The following is a 15,894-nucleotide window of genomic DNA, read 5'->3' as shown; positions in this document are numbered from 1 at the left end:
AACAGGTGAATAGCTAGAGCGTAGAACAAAGCTTTTAGACCATAAATGCTTTTCTGCCCTTTGCAAACTAACGCCGCGTTAAGTAGTGAGCAGCGCGACCACCGAACTAAACCATTGCGCCTTAAACACAGCAGCCAAATCGAAGTGAAACCGCCAAGCGTTGCGAATCTGCCTTAAACGCTTTGTTAGCTGTTTTGCCACTCATTATTTCTGATTTTTCTACGTATTTCTCTTTCCACTGTGCCAAGAGCATATCGTTTATTTCCTTTCAGCGAACATCTTGTCGTATTACACCGTTCACATAGAAAATCTGTTTTTGGCTCCAAACCGTCATGAGTAAAATTATACCTATCTGGTATGAATTCTGAGTATACTAGTTCACTCTTGCAGGAGGGGCATAAACACCACAGATTTTTAATTTCACCATTTAAATAGTACCAATCCCAGTCAGCGCCAAATAGGAAATCTGACTTGTATAACTGTTCCACTCCTGGTTCTTTTTTCCTTGCCACTACGGAAACCAATTTAATTAATGTAGGAAATGACAAGACAATTAATAGCGCCAATACCCATCCGTAGATTTCGTGTGTAGATGAGAACCACCCCCAAATCGAAGTCAGTAGTCCCCAACACCATAATGCACCCTTAACTAAAAGCTCTCTAAACGGCGCCCAAAAAGATAAAATAATGCCGCCAATTACAGACGCAACGACACCATTACGGATCGGGTGCGATTCTTTATTTTTGTTCAATATTAACTCCTATCTTCGATGGACAGCTAACAGCTATTAGACCGAAAGATTCTGCATTTAAATACAGAATCTTTCTATCTAGTTTTTTATGCCGCCGATTGTACTAGCCTTTGTGTATCCATAACAATCACTTATATCGTCACCTTGGTGATTAATGTGGCAAATATAGAATTTATCTGTTTAGTATAACTTCTATTAAAATTATCAACTTATGTACGTTAAAACAGTATTTTAACCATCAGATCCCGTCTCTATCTCTGAGCATTTTGAACTCTATAAATCTAATGCTTGATCCTATACGGTAAGGTGTTTAAGAAACGTGACTTGCCACCAGCAAGTGCTCCATTGGCAAACTAAGATAGATCATCAAGCTAATACAAAAAAACGCGTTATTGCTACTTGGCAATAACGCGTTTTTTATTGAATTCGAATAAGCCTTAATCTAAATAGAGTCGTTTAGCTACTCTGGTTAGCATTCGTCGTTCACTACTCGGACTGGACATTCGTTCCCAGTAACTCGTCCACCAAAAGAATCATAGATAACATAGCACCCCGAAGGCAAAGCATCGTCAGTTAGATTGTTACTACTAAGGTCTGCTTCAACTATATGAATGAGTGTACCCAACGACTGTGTGTCGGTTCCCAACATTTTATGTATCGCGTCAGAGCTATTGATAGTCGATTTTTTGACCTTGCTTTGAATTCAAATACCTTTAAACTGAATCCTATCTTGTTTTGTCAATTATGATTTCCTGATACTTGGCTTAGCCTTATTATCGGACTAAAATTACATGACAGTTAAACTTCGTATTCGCTACCAAACGATTGAAATCGAAAACACAGATATACACCTTTGTACCCTACGTGATAATCAACAATTTAATGACCCGGATAATGTTGCACTCAATATCGGTATTTCATCTGCATCGTGGCCAATTTTTGGGATTGTTTGGCCATCAAGTTTAGTCCTTGCCCACCATATGCTTCATTTTGATACTAAAAACAAACGTATTCTTGAAATAGGATGTGGTATGGCTTTATCTAGTTTGCTCCTCAATGAGCAACGAGCCAACATCACCGCTACCGACTTTCACCCTGAAGTTGAAGAGTTCTTAAATAGAAACATACAACTAAATAACAGAAAGAAAATTGCTTTCGAACGCGTAGATTGGGCAGACAAAGAAAGTCAATTAGGTCTTTTTGATCTTATAATCGGTAGTGATCTTCTATATGAAGACCAACATGTTGAATTGTTGTCCTATTTTATCCAAAACCATGCCAACGATACTTGTGAAGTGATCATTGTCGATCCAGGCCGTGGACGAAAAAATAAACTGAGTGCCAAAATGAGCGAGTACGGGTTTACAAATGACCACATACAACCAGAAAATACTGATTACTTAGAGCAAAAATTTAAAGGTCACATACTAAGATTCTCTCGTAACGCCTAAAAGTACAGTACATTTCATTTATATGGGCGGCAATATCCAGACTTGAGTGCAGTCAGTCTAAGTGCCAGTATGAAGAGACTTAAGGTGCGCTATATTGATGCACTAGTGAACCGCTCACTCACACATATTTAAAAAAACATTTTGAGCATATATTATTAAACGGCATTTAATGTTTATCATTCTATTGCGTAAAACTGGTACATTAAAACAAAGTTTTGGTATAACAGTCCAACTACCTACACTGCTCATAGGAAGTTAAATGAACGAAGTAGCGCCATTATTACCTGAGTCTAATTACATTCAATTGTCTGAGCTAATGCTATCGTTGACAACAGCTCTGGATATGACGGAAGGACAACCACCGGAACATTGTATCCGTTGCTGCTGGATTGGCATGCACATAGGTGAGAAAATCGGTTTATCAGAAAGCGAACTTCATGACCTCTATTTTACCCTGTTATTAAAAGATACTGGCTGTAGTAGTAATGCAGCTCGTATTTGCGAACTCTACCTCGCTGATGATAGGGAGTTCAAACGTAATTTTAAGACAGTGGGGACAAGCCTATCAAGTGTCATCAACTTTGTTATTCGTAATACGGGGAAAAATAAAAACTGGCTAACTCGCATCACCAAGACGATCGATATCTTAAAAAATGGTGATTCCTACGCTCAAGAGTTGATAGAAACTCGCTGTTCGAGAGGTGCCGATATTGCGAGAGAGCTAAGGTTTAATGAAAATGTCGCATTGGGGGTTCATTCTTTGGATGAACATTGGGATGGTAGTGGTCGCCCAGAAAACCTCGCTCAACAAAATATTCCATTAAATTCTCGTATTGCGTTACTTGCACAAGTCATTGACGTTTTCCAATTTGAACACAATTTCGAAACCGCGCTAAACGAAGCAAACGAGAGAAGTGGAAGTTGGTTTGACCCAACTTTAGTTTCTGCGATAAACGAAATAGCAAAGGATAACGAATTCTGCACTGCCTTAACCTCAGCAAATATCATTGATAAAGTCATGGCATTAGCGCCAGCAAAAGCCAGCATACTCATTGATGATGACTACCTTGATTGCATCGTTTTTGCGTTTGGAAAAATCATCGATAGTAAAAGCCCTTTCACATCTGGTCATAGTGAGAGAGTTGCCTTCTTTACTGACCTTATTGCTATAGAAATGGGGATATCAGAAGAAGAACGGAAATGGCTTAAGCGTGCAGCATTATTGCACGATGTTGGGAAGCTAGGTGTGAGCAATTCGATACTCGATAAACCTGGAAAATTAGATGACGATGAATGGTTATCCGTTCAACAACATGCCCAATTTACTAAAGATATATTATCGCAGATAACCCCCTTTAAAAACCTATCAAACATGGCAGGTAGCCATCATGAGAAGCTTGATGGCACTGGATATCCCAACAAACTAAGTGCTGAATCCATTGTATTGTCAACCCGAATTATCACTACCGCTGATATTTTTGATGCTATTACAGCAGAACGACCTTACCGCGGAGCAGTACCAGTACCAAAAACGTTGGATATAATGTCTGAAAATTTAAATACTGCGATTGATCCTGAATGCTTTGAAGCATTAAAGCGTGCGTTGGATAAATTGCCAGAGGAACTGACAACTCTTGATTCCGCTGTTTAGCCATCGCTTCATACTAGGGCTTGGCGCTGCCACTCGGCCTGGTGTTCGAATACAAAAAAGCGCGTTACTGCTAATTAGCAATAACGCGCTATTGAATAACGGGAAATCCGACATACCTCTTAGAGAGATATGTTAGGAAATCTAGATTTTAAATGAACCAACATAACTATCGAGGGCTTGCGACAGATCGGCCAGTTGCTGGCTCGATTGTTCCAACTTTTCACTTGCGCTTAAGCCATTCTTCACTGAATTATTAACCGTATCCATATTCATATTGATTTCATTCGCGACAGCTGATTGCTGCTCCGTTGCTGTCGCAACTTGAGTGTTAATATCGAGAATAGCCAAAACTTGTGTAGAGATTTTTTCCAAAGCTTGACGCGCCATTTCGGTTTCGGTGGTGCCCTCTTCAATTAAGCTCTTACTATTACTCATCGAGTTAACGGCGTTTTTAGCTTCAGTTTGAAGTTGGTTTATCATGGTGTCAATTTCATCTGTCGACTGTGCAGTTTTTGTTGCAAGGTTACGAACTTCATCGGCAACAACAGCAAAACCTCGACCGGCCTCACCGGCACGTGCAGCTTCAATTGCAGCGTTAAGCGCAAGCAAATTCGTTTGTTCAGATATACCTCTAATAACATCAAGAATAGTGCCGATCGACTGCGTGTTATCAGCAAGACTCACGATGATGTTAGACGCACTCGTCATTTCTGCTTCAAGGTTAGCAATCGAGGTTGTTGTCTTTTCGATTGTGTTATGCCCTTCTTGAGTCTCGCTGGTTGCCATATTTGCAGCATTTGCCGCATTTGCAGCGCTCGATGCAATTTCATTAACCGTAGCAATCATTTCATTCATAGATGTCACAACCAACATCGTTTGTTCGTTTTGTTCTTGTCCTCTTTGCAATGCTTGTTGTGACTGTTCACGAAGAGCAATAGCGGTGCTATTTAATTCAACGCCGGTATTTACTGTTTGCGTAATTATCTCGTGTACCTTGCCCACGAACACATTGAAAGCTGACGAGATTTGAGCGACTTCATCGTTACCCTTAATTGGTAATCGGACGGTTAAATCGCCATCACCTTCAGAAATGTCGTGTAATGTATTTTTCAATACCAAGAGGGGCTGCATCAGTTTGTTTAAAAGGAATGATAGAACAACGAGACAAACAACAAAAATAACAATCATTGAAACCAATTGGTAACTAATTATTCCATTTGTAGCTTGGCTGACTTCGGTAATTGGAATACCGATATCAAAGGTGCCATAAAGTTCACCGTTGACATAGATAGGCGCCATGATATCAAACACCCATACTTGCTGCACATCAGCGTACCACTTCGAATACTGCTGTACGCCTTTAGTTGCACCTTCAACGGTATAACTATCTTCATAAACTTTGTTGAGTTTCTTTTTATCACTGTGTGCAATAGCAGTTACGTTACTATCAATAACAATGGCATAACTAACATCATTACGCTGTTTAAGTTCACTAACCAGTTTTTGTAAGTCTTGAACTGGATTGTTCGAGTTTTCTAGGACATACCCTGCATTGCCAGCTAAAAATTCCGCTTGAACTTGAGATTTATTTAAGATTATTTCATCAATTTTTTCGCTTGAAATGAGATAGGTTGAAACCATACTCGCAGCGACCGCAATACCAAACATAATAAAAACGGCTAATAGGATTGTTTTCTTCATTTAGGTAGTCTCAACGCAAGTTTATTAAAAATTCTTTAGAGGTTTAAGAACTAAACCTGAGCTCGCATACAACACTTCTCATGTTAAAGCTCGCTACTGTTCTTTATCTGTCTAAAGCTCGATAACTTTAGCGAAATTGTATGAAAAACCATGAAATCGTAACATTTGCACAATGTTTCCTAATTATTTGGAACGCGTTAGTTACTTGAAGGTTGGGAGAGAAGTATAAAGACGATAAATAGAAATGATTAAACACAAATACTTACGGTATCGCAGCTTTAAATCATGCCAATTTAGAAAGGATTAGGGGATTTAACAAAAGCGGCCCTAAGGAGGCCGCCCTGCTAGTGATATCTAGTCAGCCACATAACTAGTTGAGGTAATGGCCTAGCCATCAAATATACCGATTTAGTTGCGGATTGGTGACAGTAGATCTGGGTTTACCACTAAATTTCTCACACCGTGTGCGTGATCTTCGTTAAAGTCGTTTCCTTCACACCAACGGCCAACAGTCGCAATATTAACTTTCGCCACTTGTGGTCTCACGTTCCATGTTACTTGGAAAGGCGAGCCTTGTTCATTGTAACTAGGACCGGTGGTAGAACCTGAATATTGAATCGCTGTTCCTGTATCTTTCGGAATATTGGGGGCTTGGTGCAAGCCATCGACTTTAGTGTGCTTAGCCAAGGTTTCAAAGTCGAGTGCTTTATCGTCATTCACCAACACATAGACTTGGGTTTCTACACGCAGTTGCGGGTTAGTAATTGCATCATTGAAACAAGCCGCAAGCGTTTCACCCGGTGCGACTTGCGCCGTTGAGTACACGTAATGCACCTCAATAGTATCACCCGAATAAAGAGAGCCATGCTCACTAGGGCAAACCTTTTGACTAAATGATTTAAGCTCATTGGTACTCAACTTACCTTCGTACTTGTAACCACTTTGGAAACCTTTACCATCACCGTTACCGACGTATTGAGTAAACTCACCGCCTTTGTGCTCAGCATTTTTATGAAAATGAATATTACACAAGTTCATAACCGCTGAATCTGGTGCGTCCGAAAACAGGTGGGCGTTAGTGCCTTCGAAAGAACCTAAATCTCGAGGAGCTTGCGGGCCAAACCCTTTCCCTTGTGTATTTTCCAATAACTGCATTCTTTGCTCGGCTATGACACTGTCGGAAACGGGCTCATGGTTCGCGTTAGACGCGCTTGCTTGACCTGACAATATAGCCATAACTACACTTAAAAATACACTTCTAATCTTCATGCTTCGTCCCTAAAATATTGATAAATCGACCTAAATATCGAACTTCACCGCGCACATATTACAGTAATCAAAAGTGAATATAAGGTACCGTCTTAGTAAGATTAGATTCCATTGTTTACTTTGATATGAGTGTAAAAGCTTTTGAGAATAGTCTTAAAAGCTTTAATACACGTAGCGCGTTAAACACGATAAATACCTGACAGATCGAACAAGCGCCTAATTGTGTCGACGGTATCTTTATTCAAATAGGTCGATCCGTAAGGTTCCAATATCAGAGATTGCATCTACTTATTTACAAAATATTCAGCCCAAATAGGTCTTTAACCTCAAACAGCACTGATTCAGTTCTCTCTTTCGAGACCTGAGTGCCTTTACGTAAGATATCGATAAGCTGTGCTTTATCATCTAAAAGCTCAGCTCTTCTTTCGCGGATTGGACGCAACATATCTTGCAGGCACTCTTCCAATACTTTCTTCGTCTGACCATCGCCTAACCCACCTCTTCGGTAGTGCTCTTTTAGTTCACTGATATAGTTAACGTCAGTATGAAAAGCATCAAGATAAGTGAACACTATATTCCCCTCGACGTTGCCAGGGTCTTCAATTCTTAGATGAGTTGGATCGGTATACATAGATTTCACAGCTGCCCGAATTTCTTTCTCTGTTGCACCTAAATTAATGGCGTTACCCATTGATTTAGACATCTTGCTTTTGCCGTCGGTGCTAGGAAGACGAGAGGCATTACTTAGCAGAGGTTTACACTCATTTAAGATTGGCTGACCCGCGAGTGAGTTTACTTTTCTCACTATCTCATTGGTCTGTTCTAGCATTGGCAATTGGTCGTCACCAACAGGAATCAAGGTTGCATTGAACGCCGTAATATCGGCAGCTTGAGAGATGGGATAAGTCAGAAAGCCAGCAGGAATTGAGCGCCCAAATTCTTTGTTCTGGATTTCGCTTTTAACGGTTGGGTTACGCTCCAACCGAGCGATAGATACAAGGTTGCTGTAGAACATAGTGAGTTCAGCCAGTGCTGATAGGTGTGATTGAAGGCAAATCGTGGTCTTGGTCGGATCAATGCCCACCGCGAGATAATCAGCCACCACATTGAGAATGTTAGACGAAACCTTTGCTGGATTATGGGCGTTATCAGTAAGCCCCTGCATGTCGGCAACCAGTATCGTTTGGTCGTGAATATGCTGCAAAGAGACTCTTTGTTTAAGTGAACCGACGTAATGACCTAAATGCAAAGGCCCAGTTGCTCTATCGCCAGTCAGAATGATTTCAGGCTTGTTGGTATAGCTGTTGCTGTCGATATGGCTGTTTAAGTTGGTATTCATGGTGTATCTCCAAGTTAAAAAGGCTACTGGAGATAAAAAGAGGCGACATTTTTGATGACATTCTTAGCTACCGTCCAGCAGCTAAAGAATGTGAGTATTCCGTGCTGCTCTGTTAAGAGCACCACCAAAAGAAAATTGAAGTTGAAGCAGAATTAAATTTCATGGTTAAAACTTATCAACAATACTGACGAGCGACAACTGTTATTTACGCGCACCAAGAAAATAGGTTTAAGATTAATAGGTTATAGGCTTAATCGTTACTGGTACACAGTTCAGTGATTCGGTCACACATGGCTTGATTGACTGTAAAGTGGGTGTTGAGGAACGCTAATTGGGCAAGTGCCGATTCAGCAGTACGCTCGTAACCTTGTGTAAAACTTGGTAGTAATTGAGCAAACTTAGGAAAGCGTACTTCTAACCTTCTATCAGACATAAATTCATCAACGAATTCAGGCTCAGGCTGTTCAGTTTGATCCACAAGATCGATCAAACGATCGAGAGCGTAAGATTGAACAAACCGACTGCCCGACAGTTTTTCGCCTCGGTTATAACGAGACATGCCGACATAAAGATTGGTTAATGCTTCGCCTATGATCCACGCTTGCGAATTAACTTCTGCCGTGCCCTTTTGTGATGGGATACAGCACTGAGTATCAAATTCAGGTCGCTGCCAAACTATGCGCCCTTCAGCAAAGGGGATATGCGCTAACTCGTGGGGTTCAAACACCGCAAACTCGCAAAAAATTCCGTCGGCGTACAGGACTTTATAGCCATCGACAGTATTTCTCACCGCGTAGTCGATTGGGTGAATATCAGATAGCCAATGCAAACTGTCTAAGAAATACTGCTTGTACCCTGTTTGCACTATCGCGAAAAAATCGACATCTGAATACTGATCAAGTCGCTCCGTTTCAATACCTACTGAGCCCAATCCCAATAAAGCATGAGCCTTACTCGATGCTTCCAAAGACTCCCCGATTGCATCTAAACGCTGGAGTAATTTTTCTGGTGTGTTTATGTGTCTTGTCTGCATCACTTTATCCGTTTGCATTGCTTAATTCCTATCAAGTTAAATGCCACTAAACCTAACTGATAGTTGGAACATCTAAGAAGTTTAATTTATAAAATGTGTGTTTTGGATAACGATCTGCGCAAGTTATTGTTTAAGTTACGGTGGGAATTAGAGGTGAGAAAGAGTGTGTTCAACCGATAAACAACACTCTTCTATCATGACTTATCTTTTAACCGCTGATATTTATAACAGCTTCTCTTTGTAAAAAACATTAGCTCATAAAAGCTTTGGGGTTAAACCGATGACTTAGCTAAGTAAGCTGCCATTTCTTGTGATGGCACCATGCCTCCGCCTGTCGCCCACACAAGGTGTGTTGCATTCGCTAGAGTCGACTCATCAATTTCTAGACGAGCAAGGTATTCACTATTTTGCTCAACATGAATCGCACCCGGCATACCCGCTAGCGCTGAAGGCTCAAGTTGAACACCCTCTGCTTGGTTCAGTTCGCCTAGCAATTGATACATGCGTTCATCGTTTAATGTGTAGTAACCATCAAGCAAGCGCTCCATCGCTCGACCGACAAAGCCAGATGCCCTCCCCACCGCTAAACCGTCTGCGGCGGTGAGGTTGTCGATACCAAGATCTTGCACCGCAATCTCATCATGCAAACCGGTATGAACACCGAGCAACATACAAGGTGAATGAGTCGGTTCAGCAAAAATACAATGGACATGATCACCAAAAGCCATCTTCAAGCCAAATGCGACACCACCGGGCCCACCACCTACTCCACATGGTAAGTAAACAAATAATGGGTGCTCTTTATCTACTGAAATATATTGTTGCTCAAATTGCTGTTTGAGCCTTTGCCCTGCCACCGAATAACCAAGGAATAGGGTTTGCGAGTTTTCATCATCAATGAAAAAGCATCGAGGATCTTGTTCTGCCTCTTTACGTCCTTGCTCCACCGCAACGCCATAGTCTTGTTCATATTCAACAACGTTGACGCCATGCTCACGAAGTTTGCTTTTCTTCCAAGCTCTCGCGTCTGCCGACATATGAACAGAGACCGTAAAGCCTAATTTGGCACTCATGATACCGATCGACATGCCTAGATTACCTGTAGAGCCTACCGCAATGCTGTATTGTTGGAAGAAGTCACGAAATTCAGGTTCGAGCAACTTACTGTAGTCATCGCTCTCACACAATAACCCGGCTTCAATGGCAAGCTTCTCAGCATGCGTTAGTACTTCATAGATACCACCGCGCGCTTTGATTGAACCTGAAATCGGCAAATGGCTATCTTTCTTCATCATCAAACGCCCTTTGATAGGCTGCTGATAATGTGCTTCCAATACTGATTGCATAGATGGAATGTCAACAAGCTCAGACTCGATGATGCCATTGGTCACTTGAGTTTCAAGAAACGCCTTGGCTAGGTAAGGAGCAAACCTTTGTAACCTCATGCTCGCATCGTGAATATCTTGTTCGCCTAATTCCACATAGGGTAAACCTTGCTCCAAAGTCGTGATGTTTGGGTTAAACCAAGTCACTTCTTCCAGATCAACTAACCGTTGAAGCAATGGGAAGTCTGAAATGAGCTTGTCAATATTCAATACAGTCATGGGTGACCTTCTCTAGTAAAGCGCGAACTACGCTGGTTCAGTTATTAGTAAACCTATTTAAACGGTATTTGTGTGATCATTCAATGATCTGTAGGCTAGCTTTTCTTCTCATAAGTAACCAATAGAGCAACCTATGAGGGCCTCTCTTCGTAATAGCACATTTCTGCAATTTTCGACTATGGTTCCGGGAATGCTGTTACTGCCATTCTTAGCCAAAAGTGAAAATCAACAATGGCTCATCACTCTTTGGATTAGCCAACTGCTCGACGTTTATTACCGCACTCTCTTTTGTTGACTTACGTACATCGAATAGCAGCCAAGCGCATCATTATCGGGTATGGCTCAAGAAATCGGTTATGCCTTAGCGGCAAAGGGTCCAACGCTGGTGGGTAAGCTTCATGCTCAAACCGATTCTTGGAGCGTTCCCATTCTGCTGATCGCATCTGTTGCATTTGCGTGCACGATTTTCGCGGCATTGGCAGCACGAGACAAAAAAGTGAGCGTTTAGGACAAACAGAATGGTTATGGCGTCGCGACTCTATTGCTGACGATGGTTTTGATGTATTCACTTGGTGACAAACCAAATTTGCCTTTAAAGCGCTGACTAAAACGCCCTTCCGATTGGTAACCGCAAGACTGAGCCAACATCGCAACATTTTGTTGTCCGTTTTGCATCAGATAAATCGCATGGCTCAAGCGAACTTCAGCCAGTACCTCACGATATTGCATACCTTCCAGTTTGAGCTTCCGAATCAGTGTCGCGCGACTCATCGCAAAGCGTTCCGCCACCGATTCTAGCGGATGCTTCTCATCAGGTGAATGTGAAAGGTAGTGGCTGAGCTTTTGGCTAAACGAGACGTTGGCACTCGCAAACAATCGATGCAACACCCCTTTTTCGGCTAATTGCTGGTACAAGCCCTGCAACCAAAACTGTTGAGTCTCTTTGCTCATGCTCTGTGTATCAAACGAAAACAGCGCGTTGAGTGAGTCTTGTAAGTTTCGATCCGCTTTGACTGTAGGCAACCCCAGATCATTCGACCATTCCTCACTTAAATCAAGCATCGCCTGAGAAGGTTGGAATTGAAAGCTGAATACTCGCGACAAGAAGCGCCCTTTGTGGGGCATGTTCTCAAAGCTTAGTGAAGCTGATGCCTCACACAACAACAGCTCAGAATGTGAGAGTTCGGCCGCTGAGTCTTTCCAAAACAGGCGCTTACTGCCTGTAATGATCTGAATGATACTAGGGGATAGAATCCTCACATTACGCAGCTTTTGTAACTGCTCTGCACGAAAGATCGTCACTTGATATTGATGATTCATCTCATCCCCTTGTTTACTTATTATCAACGAGTATAAGTTGCCGTCAGTTTCGCTTTGTCTAAAGCCATGCTGTTCAACGTGAATCCAACCACTGCCGACGGCGTGTTTTCGTCTAAGTTAAGTTTGTCCGTTGGTAATGCCCAAACTGTAAATTGGTAGCGGTGCATACCATCTTTTTCTGGAGGGCAAGCGCCACCGTAGCCAACTGTACCGTAATCAATACGACCTTCTTTGCCGCCGACTTTAGAGATGTCGACACCGCGAGGAAGCTCGTTCACAGTTGCAGGGATATCAAACGCAACCCAGTGCCAGAAGCCACTTTCTGTTGGTGCGTCTGGGTCGTAAGCTGTAATAGCAAAGCTTTTGGTACCTGCTGGCACGTCTTTCCACATCAACTGCGGTGATAAGTTATCTCCATCGCAGCCCCAGCTAGAGTATTCAAACGTCTTCGCCATAGGATGACCTTCTTGAATATCACTACTCATTAGTTCAAATGCCTGAGCCGAGCCTGCAGCCAAAATACTCATTGCCAATATTGATTTAATAGTTGTTTTCATGGTAGTTCCTCTTATTAGATTTAAATCCAGTATAGTCACTCTCACTCTTAAAAAAATGACAGTAAGTATACAATCAATCAACTTAAAACCATCAAATGATACTTACTGAAATTCATCGTCATTATACAAGTACATAATTTTAGCTACCTGTATTATTTATCTTGCAGGCTTATCACAGTTTTAAATAAAAATGCACTTGTTGACATTCAGGTTACAAATCTCAGCCAAAACTCTTTAGACTCGCCCTAATGACTTTTAATGAGAATGACTGGATGCGCAGGCTGACATTAGCCCTTTGTTTGACCCTTTGGCTACCAACATTAGCCAATGCCCAAAGCTTGCAAGACAAGTGGCAAACCCTGTACCAACTCAGTTGGCAATCGTCTCCTATCTCTATTTCTCAAAAAGAGTTATCTCAGTATCCAAAAGTTTTGCTTCAGGAAAGCAGCCGCTACCCTGATTTCAAAAAATTCAGTTGGGGCGACATCACTGCGCTAGCCACAATACAAGATAGTTGCCTAACGATTGAAAACACCAACCCTTTTTTGAATGATGCCATCGAATTCGAGCTGGCTTTGTGTCAGGAAAAACCGTTGGATTCCATCTGGTTTGCGGCACACTCAAAACGACATCCTGCTGGTGGCAGTTTTGCTGACCGTTATGTGGCTCATTACCCAGAGAAACGTGAACAAATTCATCCATTTTTAAGTATTAGCAATCCGTTTCACCCGTTGTACAACAAGCTAGAAAGCTTAGAAAAAAACGGAAAAGAGGCGCTACTCAATGGATACCGCGCTTGGCAACAAGGTGATGTTCTTTGGTTAAGTGGTGAACAAGGTTGGAAAGCGATTCCGTCGGAAGTTTGGCAACCTATCGCTGATCAACAAAAAGTGACATTGTTAGGGAAAAACTGTTCTTTTCGTTACAGTAACCTGTGCCTGGCTGAATCGAACAATGGCACGCTTCTAATGAAAATTTTGGCCTTTGTCCTGCTGTTTTTGCTACTTTCAGTACTAGGCCGAGTCTTATACCTGCGACGGAAAGACCGCAAAGAGAAGCAGTTTGTACTGCAACTCCTTACTCATGAACTACGAACCCCGATCACTAGCCTTGGCTTAACCGTCGAAATGTTTAGAAATCGGTACGATGAATTTCCCGATGATACCCAAGATGCGGTTTGGCGCTTAATCTCAGACTATCAAAGGCTCTCTCAGCTCACCGAAAACAGCAAAGTGTACCTAAGTGCGGATCAGTCGGAGCCTTTGTTAAAGCAAAACGCATCCTTAGAGGAGTGGCTCGATCATGTATGTGAAAAGCACAATATCGAGTATCAATGTGAATCAAGTGATGCCGAACTTAACCTACCGTATTACTGGCTAACCATCTGCCTAGATAACTTGATTAAAAACGCCAAACAACACGGTAAAGGTGAGGTCTTGGTAAAAGTCGAACTCGCTGAAAAGCTCAGGGTTGAGGTACAAGACGAAGGCCACTTCCCTTCTTTTCTGCAACGGTTTATATCTCGAACAACACCGAATACCAATCACAGACAAGACAACATGGGCATTGGCCTAACTATTGTCGAACACCTGATGAAACAAGTGAATGGTCGCCTCATTATTCTTCGTAACCCGACCCGATGTATTTTGGAACTAGCTTATGAATACCCTACTGCTGATTGAAGACGACCATTTGCTTGGACAAGGCCTCGTCAGCTTCTTTGAATCCAATGGTTACCAATGCCTTTGGGCGAAGGATTCACAGAGTGCCAGTAAGCAATGGTTTCGAGCCGATCTTGTGATACTGGATAGACAACTCGAAGACGGTGACAGTTTGCGACACCTGCCGAATTGGTTATTGCTCAAAGCGCTTCCTGTGATTGTGTTAACCGCTAAAGTGGAAGTCCAGCAACGCGTAGAAGGCTTAATGGCAGGCGCTAAAGATTACGTGACTAAACCTTTTTCTAACGAAGAGTTGCTTGCTCGAGTCATTACCCAACTTCGTCCGTTAGGTGTGAGCCTCTTAAATTACGCAAATATCCAAGTCAACTTGTCGGAACGGATCGCTTATCTGGATGAAAGCCCTATCACGTTAAAACCTAAAGAGTTTCAGTTATTGGTCTTGTTTATTCAGAACCAAAGCCGAGTGTTTCACCGAGATGAGTTACTCAATAAGATTTGGGGGTATCAGGCCTTTCCTAGTACTCGAACTATTGATAATCACATACTGCGCTTACGCCAGAAGCTGCCAACATTGAATATCGAAACACATCGCGGCGTTGGTTACCGCTTGGCTGGGGAGTCATAATGAAAGTCACTTCGTTAACCGCACTGCTCTGCACCTTGCCGTTCACAAGTCATGCGGCTTGGTTTACTGACACGCCATTGCAGCACACCTATCAATCTCTGCTTAATGACCAGCCTCAAGTTGCGTGGCAAGAGCTGCAAATCGCACTTAATCAGGAGAAACTTGATAGCCAACTTTGGCTACCCGTAAAACAAGAGATCTTAAGTAGGACTCAATGTGGAGGCACTCTTGCACAAAGTGCAGCACACAACAACCACGTCCAAGTGAGCTTTATCTGGCGCCATGGCCTTTCCTCACAAGGCTATCAGATTAAACTCTCTGTCGAGCAGTTGAATGGAGCGATAGAAGCTCAAACACGACGAATATCTCTGGTGTCACCTGATGGGAAAACTATTATCGACGGGCAACTCAATTCTGATGCGGCATATCAAGAGATTGAAACTAACGAAATGTTTCTCAAACCGGAGTCTGGTGTTTATCAGTTAACCATAGGATCACACAACTACCCTATTGTTGCGGCTTTGGATGACAGCAAACGATGGCTAATACTCGAAAGCAAACTCAATAACCCGCATATTTTGGTAACGCCACCCAAGGTAATCGACAACTGTCCAGACACCCATGTCAATTGGCAGTGGTTTGATGAAAATTACAATATGTTAGGTTTCAAGGTACCACTCAAAACAACGCAAGCACCGGTTCCAACAGAAAGCCCTTCAGGTTCAAAAGCTAAACATTTGAGTGCTTCGGTTGAAATGTTTGAATACCAAGGCGCTATTGAAGTCCAATATGTGCAACGCGTCGCGGTGCCTTTCTAATTGAATACCACTAAAGCCAAACAGAAATAGAGACATATAGGTGACAAAGCACTAGCGCTACTTAGGTGTAATAACCGTACTTACCCTTTACG

At 42.3% G+C, this 15,894-nt stretch carries 13 protein-coding genes and 2 pseudogenes; 6 read left to right on the top strand and 9 right to left on the bottom strand.

Going from position 1 to position 15,894, the window contains the following annotated elements; translation table 11 throughout:
- Positions 1 to 185 precede the first annotated feature (185 nt).
- Entirely contained in the window at positions 186 to 752 is a 567-nt protein-coding gene (locus tag ACED48_RS12225; protein ID WP_017058396.1) for a hypothetical protein, read from the bottom strand.
- Positions 753 to 1,221: 469 nt separating this feature from the next.
- Positions 1,222 to 1,396 (bottom strand): annotated as a pseudogene (locus tag ACED48_RS12220) (MSHA biogenesis protein MshA); the annotation flags it as partial.
- 147 nt (positions 1,397 to 1,543) lie between these two features.
- On the opposite strand from ACED48_RS12220, the gene ACED48_RS12215 reads away from it, so the two are divergent.
- Together ACED48_RS12215 and ACED48_RS12210 are read left to right on the top strand one after the other, a co-directional pair.
- Positions 1,544 to 2,203, top strand: a complete 660-nt coding sequence (locus tag ACED48_RS12215; RefSeq protein ID WP_017058397.1) for a methyltransferase — start codon at positions 1,544 to 1,546, stop codon at positions 2,201 to 2,203.
- A gap of 259 nt (positions 2,204 to 2,462) precedes the next feature.
- Complete coding sequence (locus tag ACED48_RS12210) at positions 2,463 to 3,854, top strand: HD-GYP domain-containing protein (RefSeq protein WP_017058398.1); 1,392 nt, start codon at positions 2,463 to 2,465, stop codon at positions 3,852 to 3,854.
- A gap of 141 nt (positions 3,855 to 3,995) precedes the next feature.
- Here ACED48_RS12210 and ACED48_RS12205 read toward each other — a convergent pair whose 3' ends face one another.
- From ACED48_RS12205 to ACED48_RS12185, 5 genes are all read right to left on the bottom strand, one after another.
- Positions 3,996 to 5,522, bottom strand: coding sequence for a methyl-accepting chemotaxis protein (locus tag ACED48_RS12205; protein WP_029627280.1), 1,527 nt, complete (start codon positions 5,520 to 5,522; stop codon positions 3,996 to 3,998).
- A gap of 441 nt (positions 5,523 to 5,963) precedes the next feature.
- Positions 5,964 to 6,824, bottom strand: a complete 861-nt coding sequence (locus ACED48_RS12200; RefSeq protein ID WP_029627281.1) for a delta-class carbonic anhydrase — start codon at positions 6,822 to 6,824, stop codon at positions 5,964 to 5,966.
- 292 nt (positions 6,825 to 7,116) lie between these two features.
- On the bottom strand, positions 7,117 to 8,163 hold the full coding sequence (gene trpS, locus ACED48_RS12195; protein ID WP_017058401.1) for a tryptophan--tRNA ligase: 1,047 nt from the start codon (positions 8,161 to 8,163) through the stop codon (positions 7,117 to 7,119).
- Positions 8,164 to 8,413: 250 nt separating this feature from the next.
- Positions 8,414 to 9,214 carry a hypothetical protein gene (locus tag ACED48_RS12190; RefSeq protein WP_017058402.1) on the bottom strand — a complete coding sequence of 267 codons (801 nt, stop codon included), beginning with the start codon at positions 9,212 to 9,214 and terminating at the stop codon, positions 8,414 to 8,416.
- Positions 9,215 to 9,468: 254 nt separating this feature from the next.
- Positions 9,469 to 10,800, bottom strand: a complete 1,332-nt coding sequence (locus tag ACED48_RS12185) for a D-serine ammonia-lyase (protein ID WP_017058403.1) — start codon at positions 10,798 to 10,800, stop codon at positions 9,469 to 9,471.
- Between the two features lie 160 nt (positions 10,801 to 10,960).
- Here ACED48_RS12185 and ACED48_RS12180 point away from each other — a divergent pair.
- Positions 10,961 to 11,308 (top strand): annotated as a pseudogene (locus ACED48_RS12180) (MFS transporter); the annotation flags it as partial.
- Between the two features lie 14 nt (positions 11,309 to 11,322).
- Here the strand turns inward: ACED48_RS12180 and ACED48_RS12175 are convergent.
- Together ACED48_RS12175 and ACED48_RS12170 are read right to left on the bottom strand one after the other, a co-directional pair.
- Positions 11,323 to 12,120 (bottom strand): helix-turn-helix transcriptional regulator, encoded by a 798-nt coding sequence (locus ACED48_RS12175; protein WP_017058405.1) that lies wholly within the window; start codon positions 12,118 to 12,120, stop codon positions 11,323 to 11,325.
- Between the two features lie 23 nt (positions 12,121 to 12,143).
- Positions 12,144 to 12,677: a YbhB/YbcL family Raf kinase inhibitor-like protein gene (locus ACED48_RS12170; protein ID WP_017058406.1), complete on the bottom strand. Its 534-nt coding sequence runs from the start codon at positions 12,675 to 12,677 to the stop codon at positions 12,144 to 12,146.
- A 272-nt stretch (positions 12,678 to 12,949) separates the two neighbouring features.
- On the opposite strand from ACED48_RS12170, the gene ACED48_RS12165 reads away from it, so the two are divergent.
- Genes ACED48_RS12165 through ACED48_RS12155 form a run of 3 tightly spaced genes read left to right on the top strand, consistent with a single transcriptional unit; the run spans position 12,950 to position 15,802 of the window.
- The gene (locus tag ACED48_RS12165) at positions 12,950 to 14,359 is read left to right on the top strand and encodes a DUF3404 domain-containing protein (RefSeq protein ID WP_017058407.1); all 1,410 of its coding nucleotides are present in this window, start codon (positions 12,950 to 12,952) and stop codon (positions 14,357 to 14,359) included.
- The gene (locus tag ACED48_RS12160) at positions 14,337 to 14,984 is read left to right on the top strand and encodes a response regulator transcription factor (protein WP_017058408.1); all 648 of its coding nucleotides are present in this window, start codon (positions 14,337 to 14,339) and stop codon (positions 14,982 to 14,984) included. The genes ACED48_RS12165 and ACED48_RS12160 overlap by 23 nt, the downstream gene beginning before the upstream one ends.
- Positions 14,984 to 15,802 (top strand): DUF2861 family protein, encoded by an 819-nt coding sequence (locus tag ACED48_RS12155; protein ID WP_017058409.1) that lies wholly within the window; start codon positions 14,984 to 14,986, stop codon positions 15,800 to 15,802. Before ACED48_RS12160 ends, ACED48_RS12155 begins: the two co-directional genes overlap by 1 nt.
- Positions 15,803 to 15,894: the final 92 nt, after the last annotated feature.

Source organism: Vibrio sp. 5S239, from assembly GCF_041439575.1.
Lineage (GTDB): Bacteria > Pseudomonadota > Gammaproteobacteria > Enterobacterales > Vibrionaceae > Vibrio > Vibrio kanaloae.
The sequence above is the reverse complement of the archived record's forward strand: the minus strand, read 5'-3'. Positions and strand labels throughout refer to the sequence as shown.